Genomic DNA, 22,543 nt, shown 5'->3' on the forward strand with positions numbered 1-22,543 from the left:
GTCGTTGACCCGTAGTGACTTGTCGGGCACCGCCGTCCCTGTGGTGATGCCGCGTCAGCCCAGCGCGCGGTCGAGGTTGAAGGCGGCGCTGATCAGCGAGAGGTGGGTGAAGGCCTGGGGGAAGTTGCCCAGCTGTTCTCCGGTGGGGCCGATCTCCTCTGCGAACAGGCCGAGGTGGTTGGCGTAGGTGAGCATCTTCTCGAAGGCGAGCCGGGCCTCCTCCAGGCGGCCCGCGCGGGCCAGCGCCTCCACGTACCAGAAGGAGCAGATCGAGAAGGTGCCCTCGGGGCCGTGCAGGCCGTCCGGGCTGGCGGTCGGGTCGTAGCGGTACACCAGCGAGTCGGAGACCAGGTCCGTGGTGAGCGCGTCCAGGGTGGAGAGCCACTTGGGGTCGGTGGGCGAGACGAACTTCGCCATCGGCATCATCAGCAGCGAGGCGTCCAGCACGTGGTCGTCCAGCCCCTGGACGAACGCCCCCCGCTCGGCCGACCAGCCGCGCCGCATGATCTGCCGGTAGATCGCGTCCCGGGACTCCCGCCAGCGGGGCAGGTCGGCCGGCAGACCGCGGCGGTTCGCCATGCGCATCGCGCGCTCCAGCGCCACCCAGCACATCACCCGCGAGTACACGAAGTTCCGCCGGCCACCCCGCGTCTCCCACACCCCCTCGTCGGGCTGGTCCCAGTGCTCGCACAGCCAGTCCACCACGGCGCCGACCTCGTCCCAGCGGTCACTGCTGATCGGCTGCCCCCACTTGTCGTAGAGGTAGATCGAGTCGATCAGCGCGCCGTAGATGTCCAGCTGGAGCTGGCCGGTGGCGGCATTGCCCACCCGGACCGGTGCGGAGCCGAGGTATCCCTCCAGGTGCCCAAGCTCGTACTCGGGCAGGTCGGTGCGCCCGTCGATGCCGTACATGATCTGCAACGGGCCGCCGTCCCCCGTGCCCCGCAGGATGCCCCGCTCGGAGAGAAACCCCATGAACGCCTCGGCCTCCGAGGTGAACCCCAGGCGCAGCATCGCGTAGACGCAGAAGGCGGCGTCGCGGACCCAGACGTAGCGGTAGTCCCAGTTGCGCTCGCCGCCGATCTGCTCGGGCAGGCTGGTGGTCGGTGCGGCGACGATCGCACCGGTCGGCGCGTAGGTGAGCAGCTTCAGCAACAGCGCTGAGCGGTGCACCATCTCCCGCCACCGCCCGTGGTACTGCGAACCGGCCAGCCAGTGGCGCCAGAACCGTACGGTTGCCTCGGCCTGCTCCTGCGCCTCGGCGCGCGGGCACGACCGGGGCGGGACGCCGTCGCCGATCTGGTCGAGGGCGAACACGTGGGACTCGCCCTCAAGGAGCTTGAAGTGCGACCACACGTCCAGGCCGTCGCTCTCCAGGGGTGCGGTGGCGGTCAGCGCGAGCGTCAGTGACGGAGAGCGGAAAACCGCCGTGTGGCCTTCGAGGTGCGTGGTGTGCGCCTCGGCGCCGTAGCCGAAACGCGGGGCGATCCGCGCCCTGAACGGGAGGGTGCCGCGGACGCAGAGCACCCGCCGGATCAGCCGGTGCCGGTCCGCCTCGCGCGACTCGTCGACCACGGGCATGAAGTCCTGGATCTCCGCCACCCCGTCCGCGGCGAAGAACCGCGTGATCAGCACGTTCGTGTCGGGGAAGTAGAACTGTCTGGTGCGGGTCGGGACCTCGGCGGCCAGCTCGAACGACCCGCCCCGGTCGGCGTCGAGGATCGACCCGAAGACGCTGGGTGCGTCGAAGCGCGGGCAGCAGTACCAGTCGATCGTGCCGTTCGTGCCGACCAGGGCGGTCGTACGGAGATCGCCGATCAGGCCGTGATCGGAGATCGGGATGTACCGGCCGCCGTCAGCCTGCTCGAAGCCAGTCGTATCGAACGCCATACCGGCCTCCCTGGCGCTGCGGCCCGGGCCTGGAGATGAATCCGTGCTTTTCATGCTAGACCGCCACCCGTCGCACGACTCGGCGGCCGGCGATCCCCCTGGGTCAGTGGCAGTAGAGACCCTGACGTCGCGGCAAGGTCACGGTCGGTTCGAGCAACGGGCGGCGCCCGGCGTCCCGCCCGTGGCGGAGGGGCTGGACGAAGACCTCGGGCGGCCGCTGTCGCCGGAATCCACCAGGCTGCTGAGGCGATGGATCCAGGCAAGGTGCCGGACTCCCTCATGACCGCGAAGGACCGCGAAGGACCGCGACCACCTGGCCCACCTCGACGCCGTGCTCTCCGAGGCCGGAAACCCGGTTCAGGCGACCGCTTGACAATGAAGTCAAGCAGTCGCTTGAGTTCTATCGTGAGGCCAGAGAAAACGGACCTTCGCCGCGAGGCCGGTCAGCGAACGCGGGACGATCTGCTGGCGGCCGCCCTCGAGCTGCTCGCACAGCGGGGACAGGGAGGGGTAACCCTCCGCGAGATCACCCAGAACGCCGGGGCCAACGTCGCCGCGGTGAGTTACCACTTCGGATCACTGAAGGCGCTGTGCGAGGTAGCGATCGAGCACGCGCTGGAGCGATACCTGGACGCGCAGATCCGGGAGCTCGACGCTCTGACGGGGAGTGCGACGCTGAGCGAGTTGGCCGAGGCCTTCGCACGGCCGATGGTGAGCGCGCTCGTGGCCGGGGGGCGGGATCTGGCCGTGATGCGGACCGTGGCGCGGGTGGGGATCGATCCGCCCGAGGGGTGGGAAAGGCTGGCCGGGAAGTTCGAGGAGGCCCGACGGCAGGCGGTGCGGGTACTGGCGGCGAACCTTCCCGGGGTCGATGAGCGGGATCTCGTCTTCCGCGTCCGATGTGCGGCCGGGATGCTGAACTGGCTCGCGGTGGCGCCCATCGGGGCCGAGCTGGCCGCCGAGCCCGCAGAGCGGGTGGAGCGGATGCTCATCCCCGTGGTGGCCGGGGCGTTCCGGGGAGCCCTGGCAAGCCCCTGACCTGCGCGAATGGTCCGCATCGACCCAGGGCCACGCTGAATTCAATCGCTTGCTTGACAAGATGGCCGCCCCCTCCTCACACTTTCAATCAAAGGTTTGAATGGATTCTCCCCACACCGGAGGGCGCCATGAACACCGACGCGGAGACCGTGGTCCGAGCGGCATACCAAGCGGCCGAGGGCAGCGTCCTGGACGTGCAGGGCTTCAAGGACCTGTTCGCCGAGGACGGCGTCTTCAACAACGTCGTCGCCGGCGAGAGCTACCGCGGTGAGCACCTTGGCGACCAGGTGGCCTTCATGGGAGCGCTCGCCCCCGACGTCCACCGCGAACTGCACCGATTCCACGTCATGGGCAACGTCGTCGCCGTCGAGCTGACGATCCAGGGCACCTTCACCGGGCCGTTCGAGACACCCGCCGGCACCATCCGGCCGACCGGCGCCGCGCTCAACATCCCCACGGCCGACTTCTGGCACGTCGAAAACGGAAGGATCAAGGAGTTCAACTGCTACGTGGGCCTCAACGTCATGCTCGCCCAGCTCGGCGTGCAGCCCGACTTCGCCTCCGCCGTCACGGCCTCGGCCGCCGTGCCGAGCTGACCGAACCACTCCGCCCAACCCCCGCAACATGCTGCTGCGCTGGGCACCGCGCCCGCCCGATCACCGACCTGCCGGGCAGCGCATGTCCCACAGACCACGGAACCACGAAGGGGCAGGTCCATCATGCCCACCATTGGCATCATCCTCGGCAGCACCCGGCCCAACCGCGTCGGAGACCAGGTGGCACGCTGGGTCCTCGACCACGCCTCTCGCCGGACCGACGCCGGCTTCGAGCTGCTCGATTTGCGCGACCACCCCCTCCCCCACCTCGACGAACCGATGCCGCCCTCCCTCGCTCAGTACCAGAACGAGCACACCCGGCGCTGGGCCGAGACCGTCGCCGCGTACGACGGATTCGTCATCGTCACCCCCGAGTACAACCACGGCATCCCCGGCGTACTGAAGAACGCCCTGGACTACCTCTACGCCGAGTGGAACAACAAGGCCCTCGGCCTGGTCTCCTACGGCGCCGCGGGCGGCGCACGATCCGCCGAACAACTGCGCCTGGTCGCCGCCGAGCTCCAGATGGCCGACGTACGCCAGCAGGTCACGCTCTCCCTGCACACCGAATTCGAGAACTTCAGCGTCTTCAAACCAGGCGACCACAGCGTCCATGCGCTGAACACCATGCTCGACCAGGTCATCGCCTGGACCTCGGCCCTCGCCCCTCTACGGACGGCCCCAGCCGTCGCGAACTGACCCACTCGGCCGCGCGGACCAGTGGCCCTCCCCCACACCGGCCGACCAGCCGACACGAACGGACTCACCATGACCAGATCTGCCGCCGATCTGATGCGAGTCAACCTTCTCGAGGTGTTCAACGAACCCGACCCGGATCGCAGGGCCGCGGTCATTGCCGAGAACTACTCCGAAGACGTGGTGTGGCACGAACCGGACCGCATCAACCATGGGCGCACGGAGCTCACGCGCCGCGCCACAGAGTTGCGTGCCGAGAACCCGGACTGGGTCTTCCGACCCGCAGGCACCCCGTCGGAGCTCGATGACATCGGCCACCTCGGCTTCCGGTACGGCCCGGCCGACGATCAACCGCCAATGATCAGCGGCATGGACATCGCCCGCATTGGTGGGGGCGTCATCATCGAGCTCTACACGATCGTCACGGAGATCCGTCAGCCGTCCTAGTAGGTCGGCGCCGCCGTGCTGGGGGGCAGCCCTGCGCCGTGCCGTCGGCTGCTACAGCGAGGGGCGGATCGTCAACCCGCGCACGGCACGAGCTCAGATTCTCGGCGGCATCGTCTGGGGGTCTCCCAGGCATGGCCTGCACGGCTCTCCGTCCGATCGTGCAGGTTGTCGATACTGGTCGACCTCATGGTGTCCGGAAGCGGGGCACCGCACCATGGCCCACACAAGCGAGCTGAGCACGGTGAGACGAGGCACTGCGTTGGCCCGGACGATCACCGCCGCAGGCCGCCTTGGCATACTCGCGCTGCACCCCACCCATTCGCGTGGTGGCGGGGAGCGTGCCGTGGTGGTGACCTTGGTGAAGGATCCGCGGGTGGGGGCCGGTCACGGCGTCCGCGGGCAGGCGCGGAGGTGGCCGTGAGCGACCGAGCAGGACCAGGACCAATGGTGCGCGGGAGCACCGAGGGAGCCCAGCCCGGGACGACCCACGTGATCGTGCTCCCCGGCGGGGGTTACGCGGTGCACGCTCCGCACGAGGCGGAGCCGGTCGCCGCTTGGCTCACCGGGCTGGGGATGTCGGCGAGCACCTTCCGTTACCCGCTGAACGTGCGGCATCCGGAGCCCCTTCTGGCACTGCGGGCGGAGATCCGGCGTCGGCGGGAGCTGGGGGCCGAGCGCATCGGAGTGGTGGGTTTCTCGGCCGGCGGTCACCTCGCGGGGCTGGCCGCCCTTACGCCGGGTGACGAACCGCTGGAGTCGGTCCAGTTCGCCCTCCTGGGCTACGCGATCACATCGATGGAGACGGAGACCTATCGGCCGGCCCGCGTGATCCTGCTCGGTAAGGACGCCCCGCCGGACCTGCGTCGTGCGACGTCGCTCGACGCGCTGGTCAACGCGGCGGCGCCGCCGTTCTTCCTCTGGCACACCGCCGAGGACATCTACGTCCCTCTGGAACACACGTACCGGCTGGCTTCGGCCCTGGCCTCGTACGGCGTAGCGCATACCGTTCACGTCTACGCGCACGGCCCACACAGTCTCGGTCTCGCCCTGGGCGCCGGCGACGCCGCGGACTGGACACGATCAGCGGCGTCTTGGCTCGCCGAACAGGTATCCGTACCGGGCAACAAGGCGGCCTGACCGGAGGTCCCGCACCTGCTCTCGTCGGACACCCGGCAGTAGGAGACCTGGGCCGGCCTGGATGAGGTGAACCTCGCCGCGAACGTGGGTGCCCGGTCGACCGTCGGTGGGGGCCCGGCTGCCCGGCATGCCGACGGACGAGGAACTGCGCACCCACCTCGCCACGATCGCCCCCGGCACCCTCCGCACTCAGGTCAGGCCGCCGCTCACAGATCCTGGCCCCTTTGTCCGTGACCCAACCAGGTGTACTGGTCCTCGTCCGAAGTGACCACCGGGCAGCGGTGACGGTGCGGTGCCACGGGGGCACCAGCGTCATCCTCGACGCGTTCGCCTCGGCCCGGGCGCCGCCCCGCCGGCCAGTGGCCGCAAGACGTACGCCTGGGATCTCCACGACGGTCGAGCCCCAGTGTCCAGGCGCGGCCCGGCTCCGGTCAGGTCGAACCCACGCCGGCCGGGGGCGGCGTACGGGTTCGGGAACTCGGCGTTCCCCAGGACGCTGCGGGGGTCGGCGGGACGCGGTACGTAGACCGCGGAGTCCGACTGATCGAAGAGGTCGATGTCGGCCTCCTCCCGCCGGCGATGAGGGTGTCCCAGGCGCCACTCTCCCGGAATGGCGTTGGAAGGGGCTCAGGGTTCGATGACGAGGTGTTCGATGAGGCCGCCACGGAGTGTGAACTGGTAACGCAGATCGATGGTCCCGCCGGGGAAGTCGCCTTCGAGGTGGTGGGTGGCGGTGTAGTGGGTTGCGTTGGTCTGCTGTGCGCCCACGAGGTGGATGGTGTAGGTGAATTCGGTGGCCGATCGGTCGAGCCACCTCCTGATCGCCTCGGTGCCCTCGTAGGTGTTGCCGTCGTCGGTCACTGTGGCTTCGCGGGTGAACGCCGCGATTGCGGTGGCAGTGTCGTGGGCGTGGTGCGCTGTCAGGTAACGAGTGATCACCTCGGGCAGGGTGTCGGAGGTGCTGGTTCGGGGCTGGTTGTCGTGCATGACGTTCCTCGGGGTGGTGACGGGTTCAAACGGTGGGGGTGGTGCCGCCGTCGATGACGTGTTCGGCGCCGATGATGGCCGAGGCGCGGTCGGAGACGAGGAAGGCGACGAGCTCGGCGACCTCCTCGGGCCGGTTGGGGCGGCCCAGCGGGATGCCGCCCAGGGAGTCCATGAGCCGGCCCAGCGCCGCTTCCCGCGTGATGGCTGCATCGTGGGCAATGCGGGCGACGAGGCTGTCGGCGGCCGAGGTCTGCACGAAACCGGGCGAGACGGTGTTGACGCGGACGCCGTGCGGGGCGACCTCGTTGGCCAGGCCCTTGCTGTAGGTGGTCAGGGCGGCCTTGGCGGCGGCGTAGGCCAGGGTTCCGTTCCACAGCGGCATGCGGCGCTGGATCGAGGTGACGTGCACGATCACACCCTTGCCCATGGCGATCATGTGCGGCAGGAGCGCGCGGTCCAGGCGGACGGCGGCCAGCAGGTTGGTGTTCAGCTCCCTGGCCCAGTCGTCCTCGCCGAGCGCCGCAAACCCTCCAGCCGGCGCCTCGGACCCGCCGAGGGTGTTGACCAGGATGTCGACACCTCCCACGCGGGCGTCCACCTCGGCGGCCACGTGAGAGGCGCCTGGGGCGCTGGACAGGTCGGCGGTGATGAACGTCTTCTGCTCGACGTCATCGGGGCGACTGCGGGCCGTGACCAGCACGGTCGCGCCGGCCTGGGCGAGACGTCGGGCGATGGCGGCTCCGGTGCCCTTGGTGCCGCCGGTGACCAGAGCGCGTCGACCTTCGAGGGATTCGCTGATGGATGTGGTCACGGTGTGCTCCGTTCCCGGGTGCAGGCGCAGAAGGCACCGCTCCCACCATTACTGCTAAAATAGAAGCAACTAACTTCGACTTTAGCAGTAACTGAGGGGATGGTCGACGTGGCAAGCCGGATCAGGCTGGAGGACCGGGAGTGCCCACTGTCCACGACGGTGGAACACGTAGGCGAGTGGTGGACGCTGCTGATCCTCCACGACGCCTTCGACGGCTACACGCGCTTCGACCAGTTTCACGAGAGTCTGGGCATCTCCTCCAGCATGCTCACCACCCGGCTGAAAACCCTCGTCGCCGACGGACTGCTGGAGCGCCGGCCCTACCAGACCAACCCCGTACGCCACGAGTACGTCCTCACCGAACTCGGGCGCACTCTCCGACCGGTGGTCATCGCCCTGGCCGCGTGGGGCAACTCCCGCCTCACACCGGCCGAACGCAGCATGATCCTCATCGACGCGCACAGCGGCGAGGAAGTCGAGCCCATCGTTGTTGACGCCAAGACCGGCCGCCGACTCGACGACAGCGACACCTACGTCTTCACCGCAGGTCCCGCAGCCAGCGATGCCATGCGCCACCGATACGCGACACGACCGACCACCCCCGCGGAGGCGTGAGCAGCTGTTGTCGTACCGATCTTGGGACGCAGCGGGGCCGGCCCATGCGCCGAAACGGGCCGCGGTGCCAGCTCCTACTCCGCTGCACACGCGTGCGCAATGATCAAGGAAACGGGTGCGGATCAGGTCGCCGCTGCCGTCCAGGGCCGCCAGCAGGAGCAGGTTGCGGGTGGGAGCGGGTAAGCCGGTGGCGCGGAAGGCGAACGCGGACTGGAGGCGTCGGCTGAGCGGAAGGCGTTCGGGCAGGGCGGAGGCGGCCGAGCGCTGCGGGTCGCTGAGCGCGACGGGCAGTTCGAGCAGAGCCGGCGGATTGCCCCGTGCTTCGGCCATCAGGCGCCTGCGCACCCGCGGCGCGAGCGCCGGGAAGCGCTGGACGAGCAGCTCGTCGGACGCGGCCTCGCTGAGCGGGCCCACCTCGTGGACCGGGAGCCCGGCGTGGTCGAAGGACCCTTCCGTGCCGTCCCGGGCCGTGCACAGCAGGGCCGCGCCGCCCGCCAGGCGGCGGGCGACGTCACCGAGCACCCGACAACCACCTCGTCATCACCGCGCCGAAGACCCGCTCCAACCACGCCTGGGTCGCCATTTCACCCCGCGTCGCCACCGCGCTCCGGCACCGGGCGCTCACAACGACCCGTACGGGGGGGTGATCCTGACGACCCGTTCACCGGGCTGGTCTTCTGCCGGCCCGATGGCAGGCCGCTCGGACCCCACCTGGTCCTGGACCGGCTGCATCAGCTGTCCGAGGAAGCCGGCGTCCCGCGGATCACCGTGCACGACCTGCGGCACCTGGCGGCCACCATCACGATCACCGCCGGCGTACCGCTCACCGTGGTCTCCAAGACGCTGCGGCACTCCACCCTGTCGACCACCGCGAACATCTACAGCCACCTCACCCGGCAGGCAGCCCGCGAAGCCGTCGACACCATCGACGGCACCCTCACCGGAGCCGAGAAGGCCGGGCTCGGGACGAGCCGCCCGGCATGGCTGCGACCACCGCGCGACCACATCCGCCGGCTCGGTGAAGTTGTCCGCCGGCTCCGCTCCCCCGCAGCGTCGGCCTCCTGCGCCACGGCCTCCCGGCCGCAGACTGGACGTGCGAGCACATTGCGACCACCACGGCCCCGGACATACCAAAGGCCGCCCTCTCATGGATGAGAGAACGGCCTCCGACCTGCATGAAGCATGGTCGGGACGACAGGATTTGAACCTGCGACCCCTTGACCCCCAGTCAAGTGCGCTACCAAGCTGCGCCACGTCCCGAGCCCCGCTGACCTGGGGTTTCCCCTGGCCGAACCGGCAGGGAAACAATACCGCACTTCGCGGGGTGGCTGCGCGCACATTTCAGCCGCGCGGGTCATCTGACGGACGGGGCCGCGGGCGCTTGACCTCAAGCAGGCTTGAGGTTGCACGGTAGGTGCATGACACAAACGAACGCGGACACGGCGTTCCGCTACGAGGACCTGGGCCGTCTCATCGCGCTCATGACCGGTGCCGAGAAGCACGGGCCCGCCGCCACCTCCACGCTCGACGTGCTGTGGGTGCTGTACGACCGGGTGCTGCGGGTCGGGCCGGCGAGCGCGCAGGCAGCCGGGCGCGACCGGTTCCTGCTGTCTAAGGGGCACGGCCCGATGGCCTACTACGCCGTCCTCGCCGCCAAGGGCTTCTTCCCGGTGGAGTGGCTCGGCCGCTTCGGCGGGTTCGACTCACCGCTCGGGCACCACCCCGACCGCACTCTGATCCCCGGGGTCGAGATCGCCAGCGGCTCCCTCGGACACGGCCTGCCGCTGGGCGTCGGTACCGCGCTGGGCCTGCGCGCGCAGGGGCTGGACGACCCGGCGGTGTGGGTGCTGATCGGGGACGCGGAGCTCGACGAGGGCAGCAACCACGAGGCGCTCGCCTACGCCGGTTCGGCCGCCCTGGAGCGCCTGCACACCGTGGTGATCGACAACGACTCGGCGACCCACGGCTGGCCCGGCGGGATCGCCTCCCGCTTCGAGGCCGCCGGCTGGTCGGCGATCACCGTGGACGGGCGCGACCACGCCGCTCTGCACGCCGCCTTCACGGCGCCGCACCCGGGCCGGCCGCACGCCGTCGTGGCCCGCGTCGAGAAGAAGTTCTGAGACCACAACACAGGGGATGGGGAGAAATGGACACCATGCGGGAGCGGTTCATCACGGTCACGTCGAAGATGCTCGACGAGGACCCCCGGCTGGCACTCGTACTCGCCGAGATCACCATGGACGGGTTCCGCCCCGCCCAGCGGCGCCACCCGGACCGGGTGATCAACGTGGGCATCCGGGAGCAGCTCCTCGTCGGAGTGGGCGGCGGACTCGCCCTGACCGGGCTGCGGCCGATCCTGCACACTTTCGCCAGCTTCCTGGTGGAGCGGCCGTTCGAGCAGGTCAAGCTGGACTTCGGGCACCAGGACACGGGCGGTGTCCTCGTCAGCGCGAGCGCCAGCTACGACTGGCCGGCCGGCGGTTTCACCCACATGGCGCCCGGCGACGTGGCCCTCCTCGACACCCTCGACGGCTGGACCGTGCACGTGCCGGGCCACCCCGACGAGGCGGAGGCGCTGCTGCGCGACGCCTACGCCGCCGGGGACGACAAGGTGTACGTCCGCCTCAGCGAGCAGACGAACGCCGAACCGCGTCCGGTCACCGGCGCGGCCCCGCTCACCGTGCGGGAGGGGCGCTCGGGGGTGGTGCTGGCGGTCGGCCCGCTGCTGGACAACGTCCTCGCCGCGACGGAGGGCATGGACGTGACCGTGCTGTACGCCACGACCGTTCGGCCCTTCGACGACGCCGCCCTGCGCGCCGCCGTCGGGTGGGGCGGGCCGGCGGACGTGGTCCTGGTCGAGCCATACCTCGCCGGAACGTCCACGGCGGCGGCGAACGACGCCCTCGGCGACGTCCCGCACCGCGTCCTGGGCCTGGGCGTCGGCCGCGCCGAGCTGCGGCGCTACGGCACCCTCGCCGAGCACACCGCCGCGCACGGACTGGACGCCCGCTCACTGCGGGAGCGGATCTCCGCCTTCCTGCGCCCGGGCGCCTGAAGCGGGGGACGAGCCCGGCCTCGACCTCAGTCCAGGCCCTCGTCCCGCCCCCGCAGCAGCCCCGCCAGCTCCGCCGCGAGCGCCTTCACCGTCCCCAGCCCCTCCGTCCCCCACCGCCTCGGTGCCACGTCCACCGCGCACACCGTCCCGAGGACGATGCCCTGCCGGTCCGTGAGCGGAGCGCCGACGTAGGAACGCACCCCGCTCCCGTCCACGACGGCGTTGCCCGCGAAGCGCGCGAAGTCCCGTACGTCCTCCAGCACCAGCGCCCGGCCCCGGACCACCACATGGGGGCAGTACCCGTGGTCGCGGGCCAGCACGCGGGCCGGGTAGCCGCTCGGCGGGGCGTCGGGGCGGTGGTGGAGGCCCGCGAAGAACTGCCGCTCCTCACCGATGAAGTTGACCCCCGCGTGCGGGGCATCCAGGGTCTGCGCGATGCGCCGCGCGAAGGCGTCGAGTTCCGCGTCGGGCCGCTCCCCGAGGCCCAGTTCACGCAGCCGGACCGCGCGGGCGGGCGCTTCCCGGTCCACCGGCGTGAGCAGCAGATGGCCGGTCGATTCGTAGTACGTCATGACGGTTCCCCCGATCCTCCTAGGTGGCCGGGTCCGCCGCACTCGCGGACCCGGCGGCGTTGAACAGCAGGTGGTGGACGAGGGCGGCCAGCGCCCCCGTGCCGGAACTGGTCAGCCGCGCGTCACAGCGCACGACGGGCACGTCCGGTCCGAGCCCCACCGCCTCCCGGACCTCCCCGGGCGTGTAGCGGTGGCAGCCGTCGAACTCGTTGACGGCGACGATGAACCCGATCCCGCGCCGCTCGAAGAAGTCCACGGCGGGGAAACAGTCGGCGAGGCGGCGCGTGTCGGCCAGGACCACCGCCCCCAGCGCGCCGGCGCACAGCTCCTCCCAGAGGAACCAGAAGCGCTGCTGCCCGGGCGTGCCGAAGAGGTACAGGACGTGGCCCCGGTCGAGGGTGATCCTTCCGAAGTCCAGGGCGACGGTGGTCGTCGTCTTCGCCTCCACCCCTCCCAGCGGGTCGGTGCTCTCGCCGAGGCCGCTCAGCAGCTCCTCCGTGCACAGCGGTTCGATCTCGCTCACCGCGCCCACGAAAGTCGTCTTCCCCGCCCCGAACCCGCCCGCGACCAGGATCTTCAAGGTCGCGGGCAGGCCCCGGTCGTCACAGCCTTCGGCGTAGGCCATCGAGCACCGCCCGCAGCAGGTCCAGGTCGTCGGCGGGGAGCGAGTCACCGCCCGGGAACCTCGGCGCCCGCGCCTGCACGGCCCCGTGTTCCATCAGATCGGACAGCAGCACCTTCACCACCCCCGCCGGGAGCCGTAGCTGGCCGGCCACCTCCGCGACCGTCACCGCCGCCGCGCCGGCGCACAGGCGCAGCGCGAGGGTGTGTTCCGCGCCGAGCGGCGCGCGCGGGCGTACGCCCGTCGCCGTCACCAGCGAGAGCAGGTCCAGCGCGACGGCCGGCCGGGTCCGGCCGCCGCTCGCCGTGTACGGGCGCATGACCCGGCCCGCCGTGTCGTCCAGCCAGGGCGCGGTCTCGCGCCGCGTGCCGCACCCGTGCGCCCCCCGCGCCGCGGCCCTCATCGCTCCGAGTCGGCGACGGGCCGACGCGCCGGGGCCGCCAGGTAGGGACGTACGCTCTTCACCAGCATCGCCATCTCATAACCCAGCACCCCCGCGTCGGCCTCCCGGTCCGCCAGCACCGCCAGGCAAGTGCCGGAACCGGCCGCCGATACGAAGACCAGCGCCGAGTCGAGCTCCACCACCACCTGCCGGACCTCCGCGCCGTCCGCGAACCGGGATCCGGCACTGCGGCCCAGCGAGTACAGGCCCGATGCCAGCGCCGCCAAGTGGTCGGCGCTGTCGGCGTCCAGGCCGTGCACGCAGCTGACGAGTCCGTCCGCCGTGAGCAGCACCGCGCTGCGGGTGTACGGCACGCGCTGGACCAGGCCGCCGAGCAGCCAGTCGAGATCCGAGAGCCGGCTTGTCCTGGTCACCACTTCGCCGCTCATGAGGGTGCGCTCCTTGCTGGGGTGGGGGGTGGGGACGGGAGGGGGCGCGGCCGCCGGCGCGCCGGGCGGCGTCATGCCGGGGGCTCCGACCCGGCCCTGTCGAAGCCGCGCCGGAAGGCCGCCATCAGGCCGGGATCGTGCACGGGCGGCTCGGCTTCCGGGGCCCGGCGCGGGGCCGGGGCCTCGCGCAACTCGGGCACGAGGTGCTCCTGCGCACGGCGACGGGGCAGCGTCGGCCGGTCGGGGTCCACCCGGGCGGCGGGCACGGTGAGGGCGGCCGGCACCGGGCCTCCGGCGCCGGCGAAACCGGGGCCGGCGACGGGGTGGGCGGCGGCGACCGCGTGGACGTCGGCGGCGGCGTGAGCGGCGGCATCCAGGGCGGGCTCTGCTGCGGTGTCGGGACGAGCCGCGTCGAAGGCCCGGTCCCCGTCGGAGCCCGGGCCGGGGCCCGCGTCGGACACCGCGTACGGGACCGGTTCCGCGAGCGGCCGCGCACGCGGACGCGCGCCCGGCACCGGCTCGGCCCACGCCGGCACCGTCGGGCCGGTGTCCGCCGGTTCGGGCCGGCGCGGCGGAGGGGGCGTGCGCACGGGCTCCAGCGGAGGCATCGCCGCCCCCGACCCGGTCCCCCACGACGTGGCCGTCGAACCGCCCTGTGCGTCGGCGGCGCCCGGCGGCTGCGCGCCCAGCAACTCGTGCGGCAGCACGAGCACTGCCCGCACCCCGCCGTAGATGTTGGACTTGAGCTCGACGGCGACCCCGTGCCTGCGGGCCAGGGCCGACACCACGAACAGGCCGATCCGGCCGTCGGCCAGCAGGTGCCGCACGTTGACCTGGTCGGGATCGCCCAGGAGGGCGTTCATCCGGTGCTGCTCCTCGGCCGGCATGCCCAGCCCCCGGTCCTCCACCTCGACCGCGATCCCGGCGGTGACGCGTTCGGCGCGCACCACCACGTCGGTGTCGGGGGCGGAGAAGACGGTGGCGTTCTCGATGAGCTCCGCCAGCAGGTGGACGACGTCGGCGACGGCGTGCCCGCGGACGGTGCCGCCCGCCGGGGGCACCACCTTGACCCGCGTGTACTGCTCGACCTCCGCGACGGAGGACCTCAGCACCTCGCTCAGGTCGATGGGACGGGTCCACTGCCGACGGGAGGCGGCGCCGCCGAGCACGGCGAGGTTCTCGGCGTGGCGCCGGATCCGGGTGGCGAGGTGGTCGACGTGGAAGAGCTCCCTCAGCAGGTCCGGGTCCTCGACCGTGTCTTCGAGGTCGTCCAGCAGCGAAATCTCGCGGTGCACGAGGGACTGGAGCCGACGCGCCAGGTTGACGAACACCTCGACCTTGCGGTCGCTGTCGGACGGGGCGGCCTGCCCGGCCAGCCGTACGAGCACTTGGTGCGCCTGTTCACGGGCGCCGCGCAGCTCCTGCGCGAGCAGCCAGAACTCGTCCACGCCCGCGGGGTCGGTGCCCGGCGGCGGTCCGCCGCGCACCGGGCGGGGCGGCATCTCGCCCCGCTCCAGCCGGTCGGCGGCCGTCCGCAGCTCCTGGCGGCCGCGCAGGCTGGAGCGGCGCAGGGCCTCGCACCGTTCGCGTACGGCCTTCGCCGCGCGCTGCGCACCGAGCAGGGCGGCGGCGAGCGCACCGACCGCGAGCAGCCCGCAGCCGGTGAGCACGGGCCACAGCCGGGGGTCGCGGGTGCCCTCACCGCCGCCGAGTTGCAGGGTGAAGATCACGGCGGCCGCGCCGCTGAGTCCGGCGGCGAGCGTGGGCAGGACGGCGGCCCGGAGCAGCTGGGGGCGTAACTGCCGGCCGGGGCCGGTGGCGGCGTGTCTCGACGGTGCGTGGCGGGCGACGCGGTATCCGGACATCGGGGTCCTCGGTACGTGGGGCTTCCGGGCCCCCGGCACTGCCAAGGCCCGGTGTTGATCACCGGATACCCACGCTAGACCGCACAGTCCCACCCCGGACGCCCGGTTGGGCAACTTCACCGGGTGCTTACCGCCTGGGAAGGAGCGCTCGCACGACCGCCCGAATATGCCGCCGGCGCCCCGCGGCTCGCCGGCGGCGCGGCGGTGTTACGAGCCCACCGACTCCGGCTCCTCGTGGGGCAGCGCCGGCTTCGGCGTGGCGGAGGCGGGAGGGGAGACGGGTGCCGTCGCGGGGGCGGCGTCCGCGACGAAGGGGCGCCACCACGGCTCGGCCGGCGCGTCGGCGGCTCCCGGCTCGAAGGGCTGGCCCGGCACCGGCAGCGCGATCGCCGCACCGGCCGCCTCCGCCGCGGCGAAGGTGCCCTCGCCCGGCTCGTCCCACGGGTGCGGGGCCAGGTTGAAGGTGCCCCAGTGGATCGGCAGCATCGTGCCGTGCGGGATGCCGCCCTGGAGGTCGAGGTGGGCGCGCATGCCCTCCTCGGGCGTCATGTGGATGTCGGGCCAGTACTCGGAGTACGCCCCGATCTGGATCATCGTGGCGTCGAACGGGCCGTGCGCGGCGCCGATCTCCTGGAAGCCCGGGAAGTAGCCCGTGTCACCGCTGTGGTAGATCCGGTGCGCGTCGCCTTCGACGACCCAGGACGCCCAGAGGGTGAACTGCTGGTTGCGCAGGCCGCGTCCGCAGAAGTGCCGCGCGGGGGTGGCGGTGAGGGAGAGCCCGGCGACCTTGGTGCTCTCGTTCCAGTCCAGCTCGCGCAGCCGCTCCGCCGGGACGCCCCAGCGCTCCAGGTGGGCGCCGACTCCGAGCGGGACGGCGAAGACCGTGTCCGTACCGGCGAGCGCCTTGATCGTCGGGAGGTCGAGGTGGTCGTAGTGGTCGTGGGAGATCACCACGACGTCGACCTCCCCGAGCGAGGCCAGCGGTACCGGCACCGGGTGCAGCCGCTTGGGCCCCGCGAACGGGAAGGGGGAGCACCGCTCACCCCACACCGGGTCGAACAGCACCCGGTGGCCGTCGATCTCGGCGAGGACGCTGGAGTGCCCCATCCACGTCAGCCGCAGTCCGCTCGCGGGCGGCTTGGCGAGCTCGGCGAGGGTCGTCGGGTACACCGGGATCGGCGCGCCCGGGCTGCGCCGCAGGCGCTGCTCCTTGTGGAAGTAGATCTTGGCGAACTCCGCCATGGAGCCGGAAGGCCTGGTCCGGGCCCCCACCGGGTTCTGGAAGACTCCGTCGGCGAAGTTCGGCGAGCGCAGGATCCGCTCCAGCCGGGCACCGGACGGGTCCGCGCCGAAGGCTTCGGGCCGCAGGGCGCGCAGCCGGGGACGCAGGGGACGGGAGCCGGACAAGGCGCCTCCTGTGAGGATGGGGGCAGGACGGTCGTAGGTGTCTACGACCATCCCAACGCACACCGGCCCGCGGGGATTCCGCTTGCGGCCCTCCGGCGTGTCGCGGGATTCCCCCGCCACCCGGTCACCCCGTGCCCTGCGCAGGCCGCAGATCCGCCCCCGCGCCCCGAAAAGAGGCGCCGCCGCCCGCACAGGTCCGCCGCCCACACGGGCCCCGTCACCCCTACAGCGGCAGCAGGTCCGGCCGCTTCGCCTCGACGTGGTCCCCGGAGGACTCGCCGCGCAGCCGCCGCCCGATCCAGGGCACCAGGTGCTCGCGCGCCCACTGGACGTTGTCGCGGGTCACGTCCACCGAGCCGCGCGGCCGTTCCGGCGGCCACGGCTGGTCGGGGTCGGCGGGCACGTCGAGGCCGAGCACCTGGGCGGCGCGCAGCGCGACCCGGGTGTGCCCTTCGGGTGAGAGGTGCAGCCGGTCGGTGTCCCAGGCCCGCCGGTCCTGCACGGACTTGAGCGACCAGAGGTCGAGCACCGGGCAGTCGTACCGGTCGGCGATGGCGCGCACGTGCGCGCTGTACGTCGCCACCTTGCCCCGCAAGTGCTTGAGGACCGGCACCCCCCGGGTGTCGAACCCGGTCGTGATCATGACCTGGCCGACGGAGCCGGCGAGGTCGGCCACGGCCGCCTCGAAGCGCTCGGCCACGTCGTCCGGGTCGGTTCCCGGACGGATGATGTCGTTGCCCCCCGCGCAGAAGGTGACGAGGTCGGGTGCGAGGGCCTTGGCCCTCGGGACCTGATCGGCCACGATCTGGTCGAGCACCTTCCCCCGCACGGCCAGGTTCGCGTACCGGAAATCGTGTTCTTCCCGCTGATCGGCCAGGAGCACGGCAAGCCGGTCCGCCCAGCCGAGATATGAATCCCCGGGTCCCGGGTCCCCTACGCCCTCGGTGAAGCTGTCCCCGATCGCCGCGTACGAACCGATGGTCTTGAGTGTCGTCTTCGTCGCTGCCACAGCACCACATCCTTCACCCCCGCGGGCAACCTACGCCAACGTAATGAGGGTTTGACGGACCGTGATCTATGCCACGATGCACATGAGGAATAAGAAACGCGTGAGGCCGGAACCCCCTTGGGAGCCCCGGCCTCCTGCATCTGTGCGCCCCTGCTCGCGGTGCGTCAGACGCTGACGCCCTTCGAGCGCAGGTACGCGAGCGGGTCGATGTCCGAGCCGTAGGACGGGCCGGTGCGGATCTCGAAGTGGAGGTGCGGGCCGGTCACGTTGCCGGTGGCGCCGGAGAGTCCGATCTGCTGTCCGGCGGTGACGCTCTGACCGACCGAGACGGACAGCTGGGAGAGGTGTCCGTACTGGGAGTACTTGCCGTCGGCGTGCCGGATCACTACCTCGTTGCCGTACGCACCGCCCCAGCCCGCCGTGACCACGGTGCCGGCGCCGACCGCCTTGACGCTGGTGCCGGTGCTCGCGATGAAGTCGACGCCGGTGTGGTAACCGGAGGACCACATGCTGCCCGCCTGCTTGTACGGGGTGGAGGTCCCGCCGCTGACCGGGGCGACGAATCCGGACGCCGCGACGGTGCCGGTCGAGGAGCCGGAGCCCTGCGCGGACGGGGCCTCGGGCTGCTCGGCGGCCGAACCGCTGCCGGAGCCGGCCTCGGAGGGCGCCTGGGCCTTGCCGGAGGAACGGTGGGAGCCGTCCGGAGCCGAGGCCGGGCCGTCGGCCCGGGCGGCCGGCTTGGCGGGGGCCTTCTCGCCGTGCCCGGCGAGCGTCAGCCGCAGGCCCGGGTGGATCAGGGAGGGGTTCTCGCCGACGGCCTCGCGGTTGTCGGCGTACAAGCGCTCCCAGCCGCCGGACACGTGGCGCTCGGCGGCGATCTTCGACAGGTAGTCGCCGGGGACGACGGTGTAGACGACGGGGGCGGCGGCCGGGGCGGCGGCGGGCTCGGCCTGGACCGATGCCGGGAGCTGAGGGGCCTGGACGGGCAGCGCGGCCTGGGTGGCGGCGTGGGTGGCGGCGGGGGCGGCGTGGGCGCCGGCGGCGCCCATCAGCGGCAGCGCGAGCGCTGCGCCACCGGTACCGGCGGCGGCCAGGCCGCGGGGTATGGCACGGGACTTCGGACGGCGGTGCTTGCCTTTTGCGGGCATGACGAATTCCTCTCCGTCGCCTGCGAGGTGAGCTGTCGGGTTCGGACTGGAGATGTCCGGCCGTACGCACAGCAGCGATGTACGGCTTCACCCCGAGCCGTTCCGGCGGGAAGATCCGGAACAGCGGCTTACCTGGTTCCCCCGCTCCTGCCGCGCGCGTGAATAGTCGGGTGCGGTTCCCGGGCGGCGGCAGGATTCGGCGGTCCACCCGGATCGATCGCGAAGGTAATCCAGCGGGGCGGTGCACAACAAGCCGTGAATTTCCTGACGGAATAGCAGGTATGGGGAGCCGGCTGAATTCCCGTCACCCTCCGTCCATTCAGTGCCTGCAACGACCGTTACGACAAGGGAATTCGCGTTCCGCGATCAGGCACGCACGGTCACCGTATGATCTGGCTCACGGCGTCCGGCGTGATCTCGCCTCCGGATATGGCAAGTTGGCCCCAACCAGCGCAATTCGGACAGTGTGACGAAGAACCCGGCAGCCCGCGCCCACCACCCCGGCCGCGACGGCCCACGACGATGCGGAGGACCCGTCCCGTGACCCAGCAGATAGCCGCCAACCCGCCCGCGGGGCCCGAACTGTCCGGAGTGCACAATTTCCGCGACGTGGGTGGACTGCCGACCACCGACGGACGGAGGGTCAGGTCGGGACTTCTCTTCCGAAGCGGACATCTGGCGCATGCCACTGAAAACGACGTGGAATTCTTGGCCTCGCTCGGCCTGCACACCGTTTTCGACTTCCGCAACGGCGCCGATCACGCACTGGAAGGGCCCGATGTCGAACTGCCCGGCGTCCGGAACGTGAACATTCCGCTGACGGACCCCGCGGACGGCCGGGAGTTCTGGAAAATGGTCCGCGACGGCGATCTGGGGCAGCTCCGGGGCCTCCTGGGCGAGGGAAGGGCCGCCGCCCGCATGAGGAACTCGTACCGGGCGATCATCAGGGACCGGACGGCCGAGCACAGCCGGGTCGTGCACGCGCTCGCCGAGGACAGCGTCCCGGCCCTGATGCACTGCGCGGCCGGCAAGGACCGGGCCGGGCTGTCGATCGCCGTCACACTGCTCGCCCTCGGGGTCGAGCGGGAGGCGATCGTGGCGGACTACCTGGAGTCCAACGCTCCGCACAACCGCTACCGGGTGCGCCGGGGCGACGACTCCCCCGACGCCCGCTCCCCCGAGGTGATGGAGCTGCTGGCCCCCCTGTTCGACGCCCGCGCCGAATTCCTGACCACCGCCTTCGAGACGATCGACGCGACGTGGGGCGGGGTGGGGCCCTACCTGGCCGAGGGGCTCGGGCTCACGCCCGCGACCCTCGGCCGGCTGCGGGACCGGCTCCTCGACTGACCGGCCCCTCGAAGGCGAGGCGGCCGGGGCAGGCCGTCAGCGGTTGCCGACGGCCTGCTTCACGAGGGTCCTGCCGAAGTCCCACATCAGGGCGCCCCCGCCGTGCGCCTCGTCCATGACCTCGCGGAAGGCGACGACGAAGCGGTCCACATCCGCCTCGTCGACGATCAGCGGCGGGATCAGCTTGATGACCTCCAAGTGGTCCCCGGAGACCTGCGTGAGGATCCGGTGCTTCTGGAGCAGCGGGACCACGACCATCTGCGCGAAGAGCCCCTTGCGGGCCGCCTGGAGCATCGTCCAGCGGCTGCGCAGACCGAGCGAGGACGGGCGGCCGAACTCGATGCCGATCATCAGCCCGCGCCCGCGCACCTCGTGCAGAAGCTCGTACTCGTCCACCATGGCGGCGAGCCGCCCGCGCAGCAGGTCTCCCGTCGCGCGGGCGTGGGCCACGATCCCCTCGTCCTCCATGACGGTGAGCACCGCCAGTCCGGCCGCCATCGCCTGCGCGTTGGAGCCGAAGCTCGCGGAGTGCACCAGCACCCGGTCCATGGAGGAGTAGACCTTCTTGAAGATCCAGTCCCTCCCGAGGGTCGCCCCGACCGGTACGTAGCCCCCGGAGAGGGCCTTGGCCACGCACACCAGATCGGGTTCCAGGCCCGGTTCGTGCTGGTACGCGTAGAACTCCCCGGTGCGTCCGAGGCCGGTCTGCACCTCGTCGGCGATCAGGAGTGCCTTGTGGCGGCGCAGCAGGTCCTGGGCGGCGAGCAGGAACCCGGGCGGAGGCGCGAGCACCCCCTTGCCCTGGATGGGTTCCACGACGAAGGCGGCGACGTCGCCCCGTTTCAGCTCCCGCTCCAGCGCGGCCAGGTCGCCGAGCGGGATCCGGGTGTCGGGCAGCAGCGGCGCGAAGCCGTCGCGGAAGCCGCCCTCGCCGTTGACCGAGAGGGAGCCCGCGGTCAGGCCGTGGAAGGCGTGGTCGCAGTAGAGGACCCTGGGGCGTCCGGTGGCGTACCGGGCGAACTTGAGGGCGGTCTCCACCGCTTCGGTGCCGCTGTTGCCGAAGAAGACCCGGTCCAGGTGCGGGCTGTAGGACAGGAGCTTCTCGGCCAGCAGCCCGGGCAGCGGCTGGCAGTCGAAGCGGGTGAGGTCGGCGAGCTGGGCGTCCAGGACGTCGTGCAGGGCCCGGCGGACGACCGGGTGGTGCCGGCCGAGGCCCATCACGCCGAAACCGGCGAGCATGTCGAGGTAGTCGTTGCCCTCGGCGTCCCAGAAGTGGGCCCCTTCCGCCCGCTCGTAGACCTTGTCGAAGCCGATGGTGTGCAGCATCCGGGGCAGCTGGTGGTTGAGGTGCCGGGCGTGCAGTTCGTACCGCTCGGCGCCGCGTTCGGCCAGCAGGGCGCCGAGGTCGAAGCCCTTGCCCCCTGCGGTTGCGGGCGTCATGCCGAGGTGTCCCGGTTGCCGCCGAGCGTCTCCCTGGCCGCGCGCAGGGACTCCTTGAGGGAGCCCATCGTGGCGAGGACGGCGGTCGGCTCGTAGCCGCAGTGCGCCATGCAGTTCGCGCAGCGCGGGTCCTTGCCGCGGCCGTACTTGCTCCAGTCGGTGTCGTCGATCAGTTCCCGGTACGTCGGGACGTATCCGTCGCTCATCAGGTAGCAGGGCCGCTGCCAGCCGAAGAGGGAGTAATTCGGAATGGCCCAGGCGGTGCAGGGGAAATCGGCCTTGCCTTCCAGGAAGTCCAGGAAGAGCGGGGAGTGGTTGAGCCGCCAGCGCCGCCGGTTGCCGCCGGCGAAGGCCTTCTTGAAGAGTTCCCTGGTCTGTTCGACACCGAGGAAGTGTTCCTGGTCGGGGGCCTTTTCGTAGGCGTAGGCGGGCGAGATCATCATTTCGTCGACCTTGAGGTCGTCGTTGAGGTAGTTCAGCACCTCGATGATCGTCTGCGGTGTGTCGGTGTTGAAGAAGGTGGAGTTCGTGGTGACCCGGAAACCGCGGCTCTTGGCTTCCTTGATGGCCGCCACCGCCTCGTCGAAGACGCCTTCCTTGGCCACGGACTCGTCGTGCCGCTCGCGCAGCCCGTCGATGTGCACCGCGAACGCGAAGTAAGGGGAGGGGGTGAACTTCTCGATCTTCTTGCGGAGCAGCATCGCGTTGGTGCAGAGGAAGACGTACTTCCTGCGTGCCACCAGCTGCCGGACGATCTCGTGGATCTGGGGGTGCATCAGGGGTTCGCCGCCGGCGATGGACACCATGGGCGCCCCCGACTCCAGCACGGCGCCGACGGCCTGGGCGACGGGCATGCGCTGCTTGAGCACCCCCGCCGGGTGCTGGATCTTCCCGCACCCCTCGCATGCCAGGTTGCAGGCGTAGAGCGGCTCCAGCTCGACGATCAGCGGGAACTTCTCACGCTTGCGCAGCTTCTGTTCGAGAAGATAGGTCCCGACCCTGATGGACTGTCGCAACGGCATGGCCATCT

23 protein-coding genes, 1 tRNA gene and 1 riboswitch are annotated in these 22,543 nt (G+C 71.3%); of the genes, 10 read left to right on the forward strand and 14 right to left on the reverse strand.

What is annotated here, in order from left to right; all coding sequences use genetic code 11:
* Positions 1 to 54: 54 nt before the first annotated feature.
* On the reverse strand, positions 55 to 1,890 hold the full coding sequence (locus tag IE207_RS16710; RefSeq protein ID WP_190184997.1) for a glycoside hydrolase family 15 protein: 1,836 nt from the start codon (positions 1,888 to 1,890) through the stop codon (positions 55 to 57).
* 405 nt (positions 1,891 to 2,295) lie between these two features.
* On the opposite strand from IE207_RS16710, the gene IE207_RS16715 reads away from it, so the two are divergent.
* From IE207_RS16715 to IE207_RS16735, 5 genes are all read left to right on the forward strand, one after another.
* Positions 2,296 to 2,928 carry a TetR/AcrR family transcriptional regulator gene (locus IE207_RS16715; RefSeq protein ID WP_229873776.1) on the forward strand — a complete coding sequence of 211 codons (633 nt, stop codon included), beginning with the start codon at positions 2,296 to 2,298 and terminating at the stop codon, positions 2,926 to 2,928.
* A gap of 128 nt (positions 2,929 to 3,056) precedes the next feature.
* Complete coding sequence (locus tag IE207_RS16720) at positions 3,057 to 3,524, forward strand: ester cyclase (RefSeq protein ID WP_190184999.1); 468 nt, start codon at positions 3,057 to 3,059, stop codon at positions 3,522 to 3,524.
* A gap of 123 nt (positions 3,525 to 3,647) precedes the next feature.
* A complete protein-coding gene (locus IE207_RS16725; protein WP_190185000.1) occupies positions 3,648 to 4,223 on the forward strand; it encodes an NADPH-dependent FMN reductase in 576 nt (191 codons plus the stop codon).
* 69 nt (positions 4,224 to 4,292) lie between these two features.
* A complete protein-coding gene (locus IE207_RS16730) occupies positions 4,293 to 4,667 on the forward strand; it encodes a nuclear transport factor 2 family protein (protein ID WP_190185001.1) in 375 nt (124 codons plus the stop codon).
* A 444-nt stretch (positions 4,668 to 5,111) separates the two neighbouring features.
* Positions 5,112 to 5,804 carry an alpha/beta hydrolase gene (locus tag IE207_RS16735; protein ID WP_190185002.1) on the forward strand — a complete coding sequence of 231 codons (693 nt, stop codon included), beginning with the start codon at positions 5,112 to 5,114 and terminating at the stop codon, positions 5,802 to 5,804.
* 627 nt (positions 5,805 to 6,431) lie between these two features.
* Here the strand turns inward: IE207_RS16735 and IE207_RS16740 are convergent.
* Both IE207_RS16740 and IE207_RS16745 read right to left on the reverse strand, forming a co-directional pair.
* Positions 6,432 to 6,791 (reverse strand): nuclear transport factor 2 family protein, encoded by a 360-nt coding sequence (locus IE207_RS16740; protein WP_190185003.1) that lies wholly within the window; start codon positions 6,789 to 6,791, stop codon positions 6,432 to 6,434.
* Between the two features lie 25 nt (positions 6,792 to 6,816).
* On the reverse strand, positions 6,817 to 7,602 hold the full coding sequence (locus tag IE207_RS16745; protein WP_190185004.1) for an SDR family oxidoreductase: 786 nt from the start codon (positions 7,600 to 7,602) through the stop codon (positions 6,817 to 6,819).
* A gap of 99 nt (positions 7,603 to 7,701) precedes the next feature.
* Here IE207_RS16745 and IE207_RS16750 point away from each other — a divergent pair, with 99 nt between their 5' ends.
* Positions 7,702 to 8,217, forward strand: coding sequence for a winged helix-turn-helix transcriptional regulator (locus tag IE207_RS16750; RefSeq protein ID WP_190185005.1), 516 nt, complete (start codon positions 7,702 to 7,704; stop codon positions 8,215 to 8,217).
* Between the two features lie 435 nt (positions 8,218 to 8,652).
* The gene (locus IE207_RS16755) at positions 8,653 to 9,372 is read left to right on the forward strand and encodes a tyrosine-type recombinase/integrase (RefSeq protein WP_190185006.1); all 720 of its coding nucleotides are present in this window, start codon (positions 8,653 to 8,655) and stop codon (positions 9,370 to 9,372) included.
* A 28-nt stretch (positions 9,373 to 9,400) separates the two neighbouring features.
* Here the strand turns inward: IE207_RS16755 and IE207_RS16760 are convergent.
* Positions 9,401 to 9,477, reverse strand: a tRNA-Pro gene (locus IE207_RS16760).
* Between the two features lie 158 nt (positions 9,478 to 9,635).
* Between IE207_RS16760 and IE207_RS16765 the strand changes: the two genes are divergently transcribed.
* On the forward strand, positions 9,636 to 10,337 hold the full coding sequence (locus tag IE207_RS16765; protein WP_190185007.1) for a thiamine pyrophosphate-binding protein: 702 nt from the start codon (positions 9,636 to 9,638) through the stop codon (positions 10,335 to 10,337).
* A 26-nt stretch (positions 10,338 to 10,363) separates the two neighbouring features.
* A complete protein-coding gene (locus IE207_RS16770; protein WP_190185008.1) occupies positions 10,364 to 11,272 on the forward strand; it encodes a transketolase family protein in 909 nt (302 codons plus the stop codon).
* A gap of 26 nt (positions 11,273 to 11,298) precedes the next feature.
* Here IE207_RS16770 and IE207_RS16775 read toward each other — a convergent pair whose 3' ends face one another.
* From IE207_RS16775 to IE207_RS16810, 8 genes are all read right to left on the reverse strand, one after another.
* A complete protein-coding gene (locus IE207_RS16775) occupies positions 11,299 to 11,844 on the reverse strand; it encodes a GAF domain-containing protein (protein ID WP_190185009.1) in 546 nt (181 codons plus the stop codon).
* A gap of 19 nt (positions 11,845 to 11,863) precedes the next feature.
* Positions 11,864 to 12,469, reverse strand: a complete 606-nt coding sequence (locus IE207_RS16780) for a GTP-binding protein (protein ID WP_190185010.1) — start codon at positions 12,467 to 12,469, stop codon at positions 11,864 to 11,866.
* A complete protein-coding gene (locus IE207_RS16785; RefSeq protein ID WP_190185011.1) occupies positions 12,447 to 12,869 on the reverse strand; it encodes a DUF742 domain-containing protein in 423 nt (140 codons plus the stop codon). Before IE207_RS16785 ends, IE207_RS16780 begins: the two co-directional genes overlap by 23 nt.
* Positions 12,866 to 13,297 (reverse strand): roadblock/LC7 domain-containing protein, encoded by a 432-nt coding sequence (locus tag IE207_RS16790; protein WP_190185012.1) that lies wholly within the window; start codon positions 13,295 to 13,297, stop codon positions 12,866 to 12,868. Before IE207_RS16790 ends, IE207_RS16785 begins: the two co-directional genes overlap by 4 nt.
* Before the next feature lie 71 nt (positions 13,298 to 13,368).
* Positions 13,369 to 15,162, reverse strand: coding sequence for an ATP-binding protein (locus IE207_RS16795; RefSeq protein WP_190185013.1), 1,794 nt, complete (start codon positions 15,160 to 15,162; stop codon positions 13,369 to 13,371).
* 207 nt (positions 15,163 to 15,369) lie between these two features.
* Complete coding sequence (locus IE207_RS16800; protein ID WP_190185014.1) at positions 15,370 to 16,569, reverse strand: MBL fold metallo-hydrolase; 1,200 nt, start codon at positions 16,567 to 16,569, stop codon at positions 15,370 to 15,372.
* 223 nt (positions 16,570 to 16,792) lie between these two features.
* On the reverse strand, positions 16,793 to 17,578 hold the full coding sequence (locus IE207_RS16805; protein WP_190185015.1) for an SGNH/GDSL hydrolase family protein: 786 nt from the start codon (positions 17,576 to 17,578) through the stop codon (positions 16,793 to 16,795).
* Positions 17,579 to 17,742: 164 nt separating this feature from the next.
* Positions 17,743 to 18,726 carry a LysM peptidoglycan-binding domain-containing M23 family metallopeptidase gene (locus IE207_RS16810; protein WP_190185016.1) on the reverse strand — a complete coding sequence of 328 codons (984 nt, stop codon included), beginning with the start codon at positions 18,724 to 18,726 and terminating at the stop codon, positions 17,743 to 17,745.
* Between the two features lie 2 nt (positions 18,727 to 18,728).
* Positions 18,729 to 18,905: riboswitch (cyclic di-AMP (ydaO/yuaA leader) on the reverse strand.
* A 361-nt stretch (positions 18,906 to 19,266) separates the two neighbouring features.
* Between IE207_RS16810 and IE207_RS16815 the strand changes: the two genes are divergently transcribed.
* On the forward strand, positions 19,267 to 20,073 hold the full coding sequence (locus IE207_RS16815; protein ID WP_190185017.1) for a tyrosine-protein phosphatase: 807 nt from the start codon (positions 19,267 to 19,269) through the stop codon (positions 20,071 to 20,073).
* 36 nt (positions 20,074 to 20,109) lie between these two features.
* Here IE207_RS16815 and IE207_RS16820 read toward each other — a convergent pair whose 3' ends face one another.
* Both IE207_RS16820 and hpnH read right to left on the reverse strand, forming a co-directional pair.
* Entirely contained in the window at positions 20,110 to 21,513 is a 1,404-nt protein-coding gene (locus IE207_RS16820; protein WP_190185018.1) for an aspartate aminotransferase family protein, read from the reverse strand.
* Entirely contained in the window at positions 21,510 to 22,541 is a 1,032-nt protein-coding gene (hpnH, locus tag IE207_RS16825; protein WP_190185019.1) for an adenosyl-hopene transferase HpnH, read from the reverse strand. Before hpnH ends, IE207_RS16820 begins: the two co-directional genes overlap by 4 nt.
* Positions 22,542 to 22,543: the final 2 nt, after the last annotated feature.

Origin of the sequence: Streptomyces cirratus, assembly GCF_014650775.1 — a bacterium.
GTDB classification, from domain to species: Bacteria; Actinomycetota; Actinomycetes; order Streptomycetales; family Streptomycetaceae; genus Streptomyces; species Streptomyces cirratus.

What these genes read in the sequence shown, in the direction of transcription:
- IE207_RS16710 (WP_190184997.1), bottom strand. Translation starts at nt 1,890, where the DNA reads ATGGCGTTCGATACGACTGGCTTCGAGCAGGCTGACGGCGGCCGGTAC.
- IE207_RS16720 (WP_190184999.1), top strand. Translation starts at nt 3,057, where the DNA reads ATGAACACCGACGCGGAGACCGTGGTCCGAGCGGCATACCAAGCGGCC.
- IE207_RS16725 (WP_190185000.1), top strand. Translation starts at nt 3,648, where the DNA reads ATGCCCACCATTGGCATCATCCTCGGCAGCACCCGGCCCAACCGCGTC.
- IE207_RS16730 (WP_190185001.1), top strand. Translation starts at nt 4,293, where the DNA reads ATGACCAGATCTGCCGCCGATCTGATGCGAGTCAACCTTCTCGAGGTG.
- IE207_RS16735 (WP_190185002.1), top strand. Translation starts at nt 5,112, where the DNA reads ATGGTGCGCGGGAGCACCGAGGGAGCCCAGCCCGGGACGACCCACGTG.
- IE207_RS16740 (WP_190185003.1), bottom strand. Translation starts at nt 6,791, where the DNA reads ATGCACGACAACCAGCCCCGAACCAGCACCTCCGACACCCTGCCCGAG.
- IE207_RS16750 (WP_190185005.1), top strand. Translation starts at nt 7,702, where the DNA reads ATGGTCGACGTGGCAAGCCGGATCAGGCTGGAGGACCGGGAGTGCCCA.
- IE207_RS16765 (WP_190185007.1), top strand. Translation starts at nt 9,636, where the DNA reads ATGACACAAACGAACGCGGACACGGCGTTCCGCTACGAGGACCTGGGC.
- IE207_RS16770 (WP_190185008.1), top strand. Translation starts at nt 10,364, where the DNA reads ATGGACACCATGCGGGAGCGGTTCATCACGGTCACGTCGAAGATGCTC.
- IE207_RS16775 (WP_190185009.1), bottom strand. Translation starts at nt 11,844, where the DNA reads ATGACGTACTACGAATCGACCGGCCATCTGCTGCTCACGCCGGTGGAC.
- IE207_RS16780 (WP_190185010.1), bottom strand. Translation starts at nt 12,469, where the DNA reads ATGGCCTACGCCGAAGGCTGTGACGACCGGGGCCTGCCCGCGACCTTG.
- IE207_RS16785 (WP_190185011.1), bottom strand. Translation starts at nt 12,869, where the DNA reads ATGAGGGCCGCGGCGCGGGGGGCGCACGGGTGCGGCACGCGGCGCGAG.
- IE207_RS16790 (WP_190185012.1), bottom strand. Translation starts at nt 13,297, where the DNA reads ATGAGCGGCGAAGTGGTGACCAGGACAAGCCGGCTCTCGGATCTCGAC.
- IE207_RS16795 (WP_190185013.1), bottom strand. Translation starts at nt 15,162, where the DNA reads ATGTCCGGATACCGCGTCGCCCGCCACGCACCGTCGAGACACGCCGCC.
- IE207_RS16810 (WP_190185016.1), bottom strand. Translation starts at nt 18,726, where the DNA reads ATGCCCGCAAAAGGCAAGCACCGCCGTCCGAAGTCCCGTGCCATACCC.
- IE207_RS16820 (WP_190185018.1), bottom strand. Translation starts at nt 21,513, where the DNA reads ATGACGCCCGCAACCGCAGGGGGCAAGGGCTTCGACCTCGGCGCCCTG.
- hpnH (WP_190185019.1), bottom strand. Translation starts at nt 22,541, where the DNA reads ATGGCCATGCCGTTGCGACAGTCCATCAGGGTCGGGACCTATCTTCTC.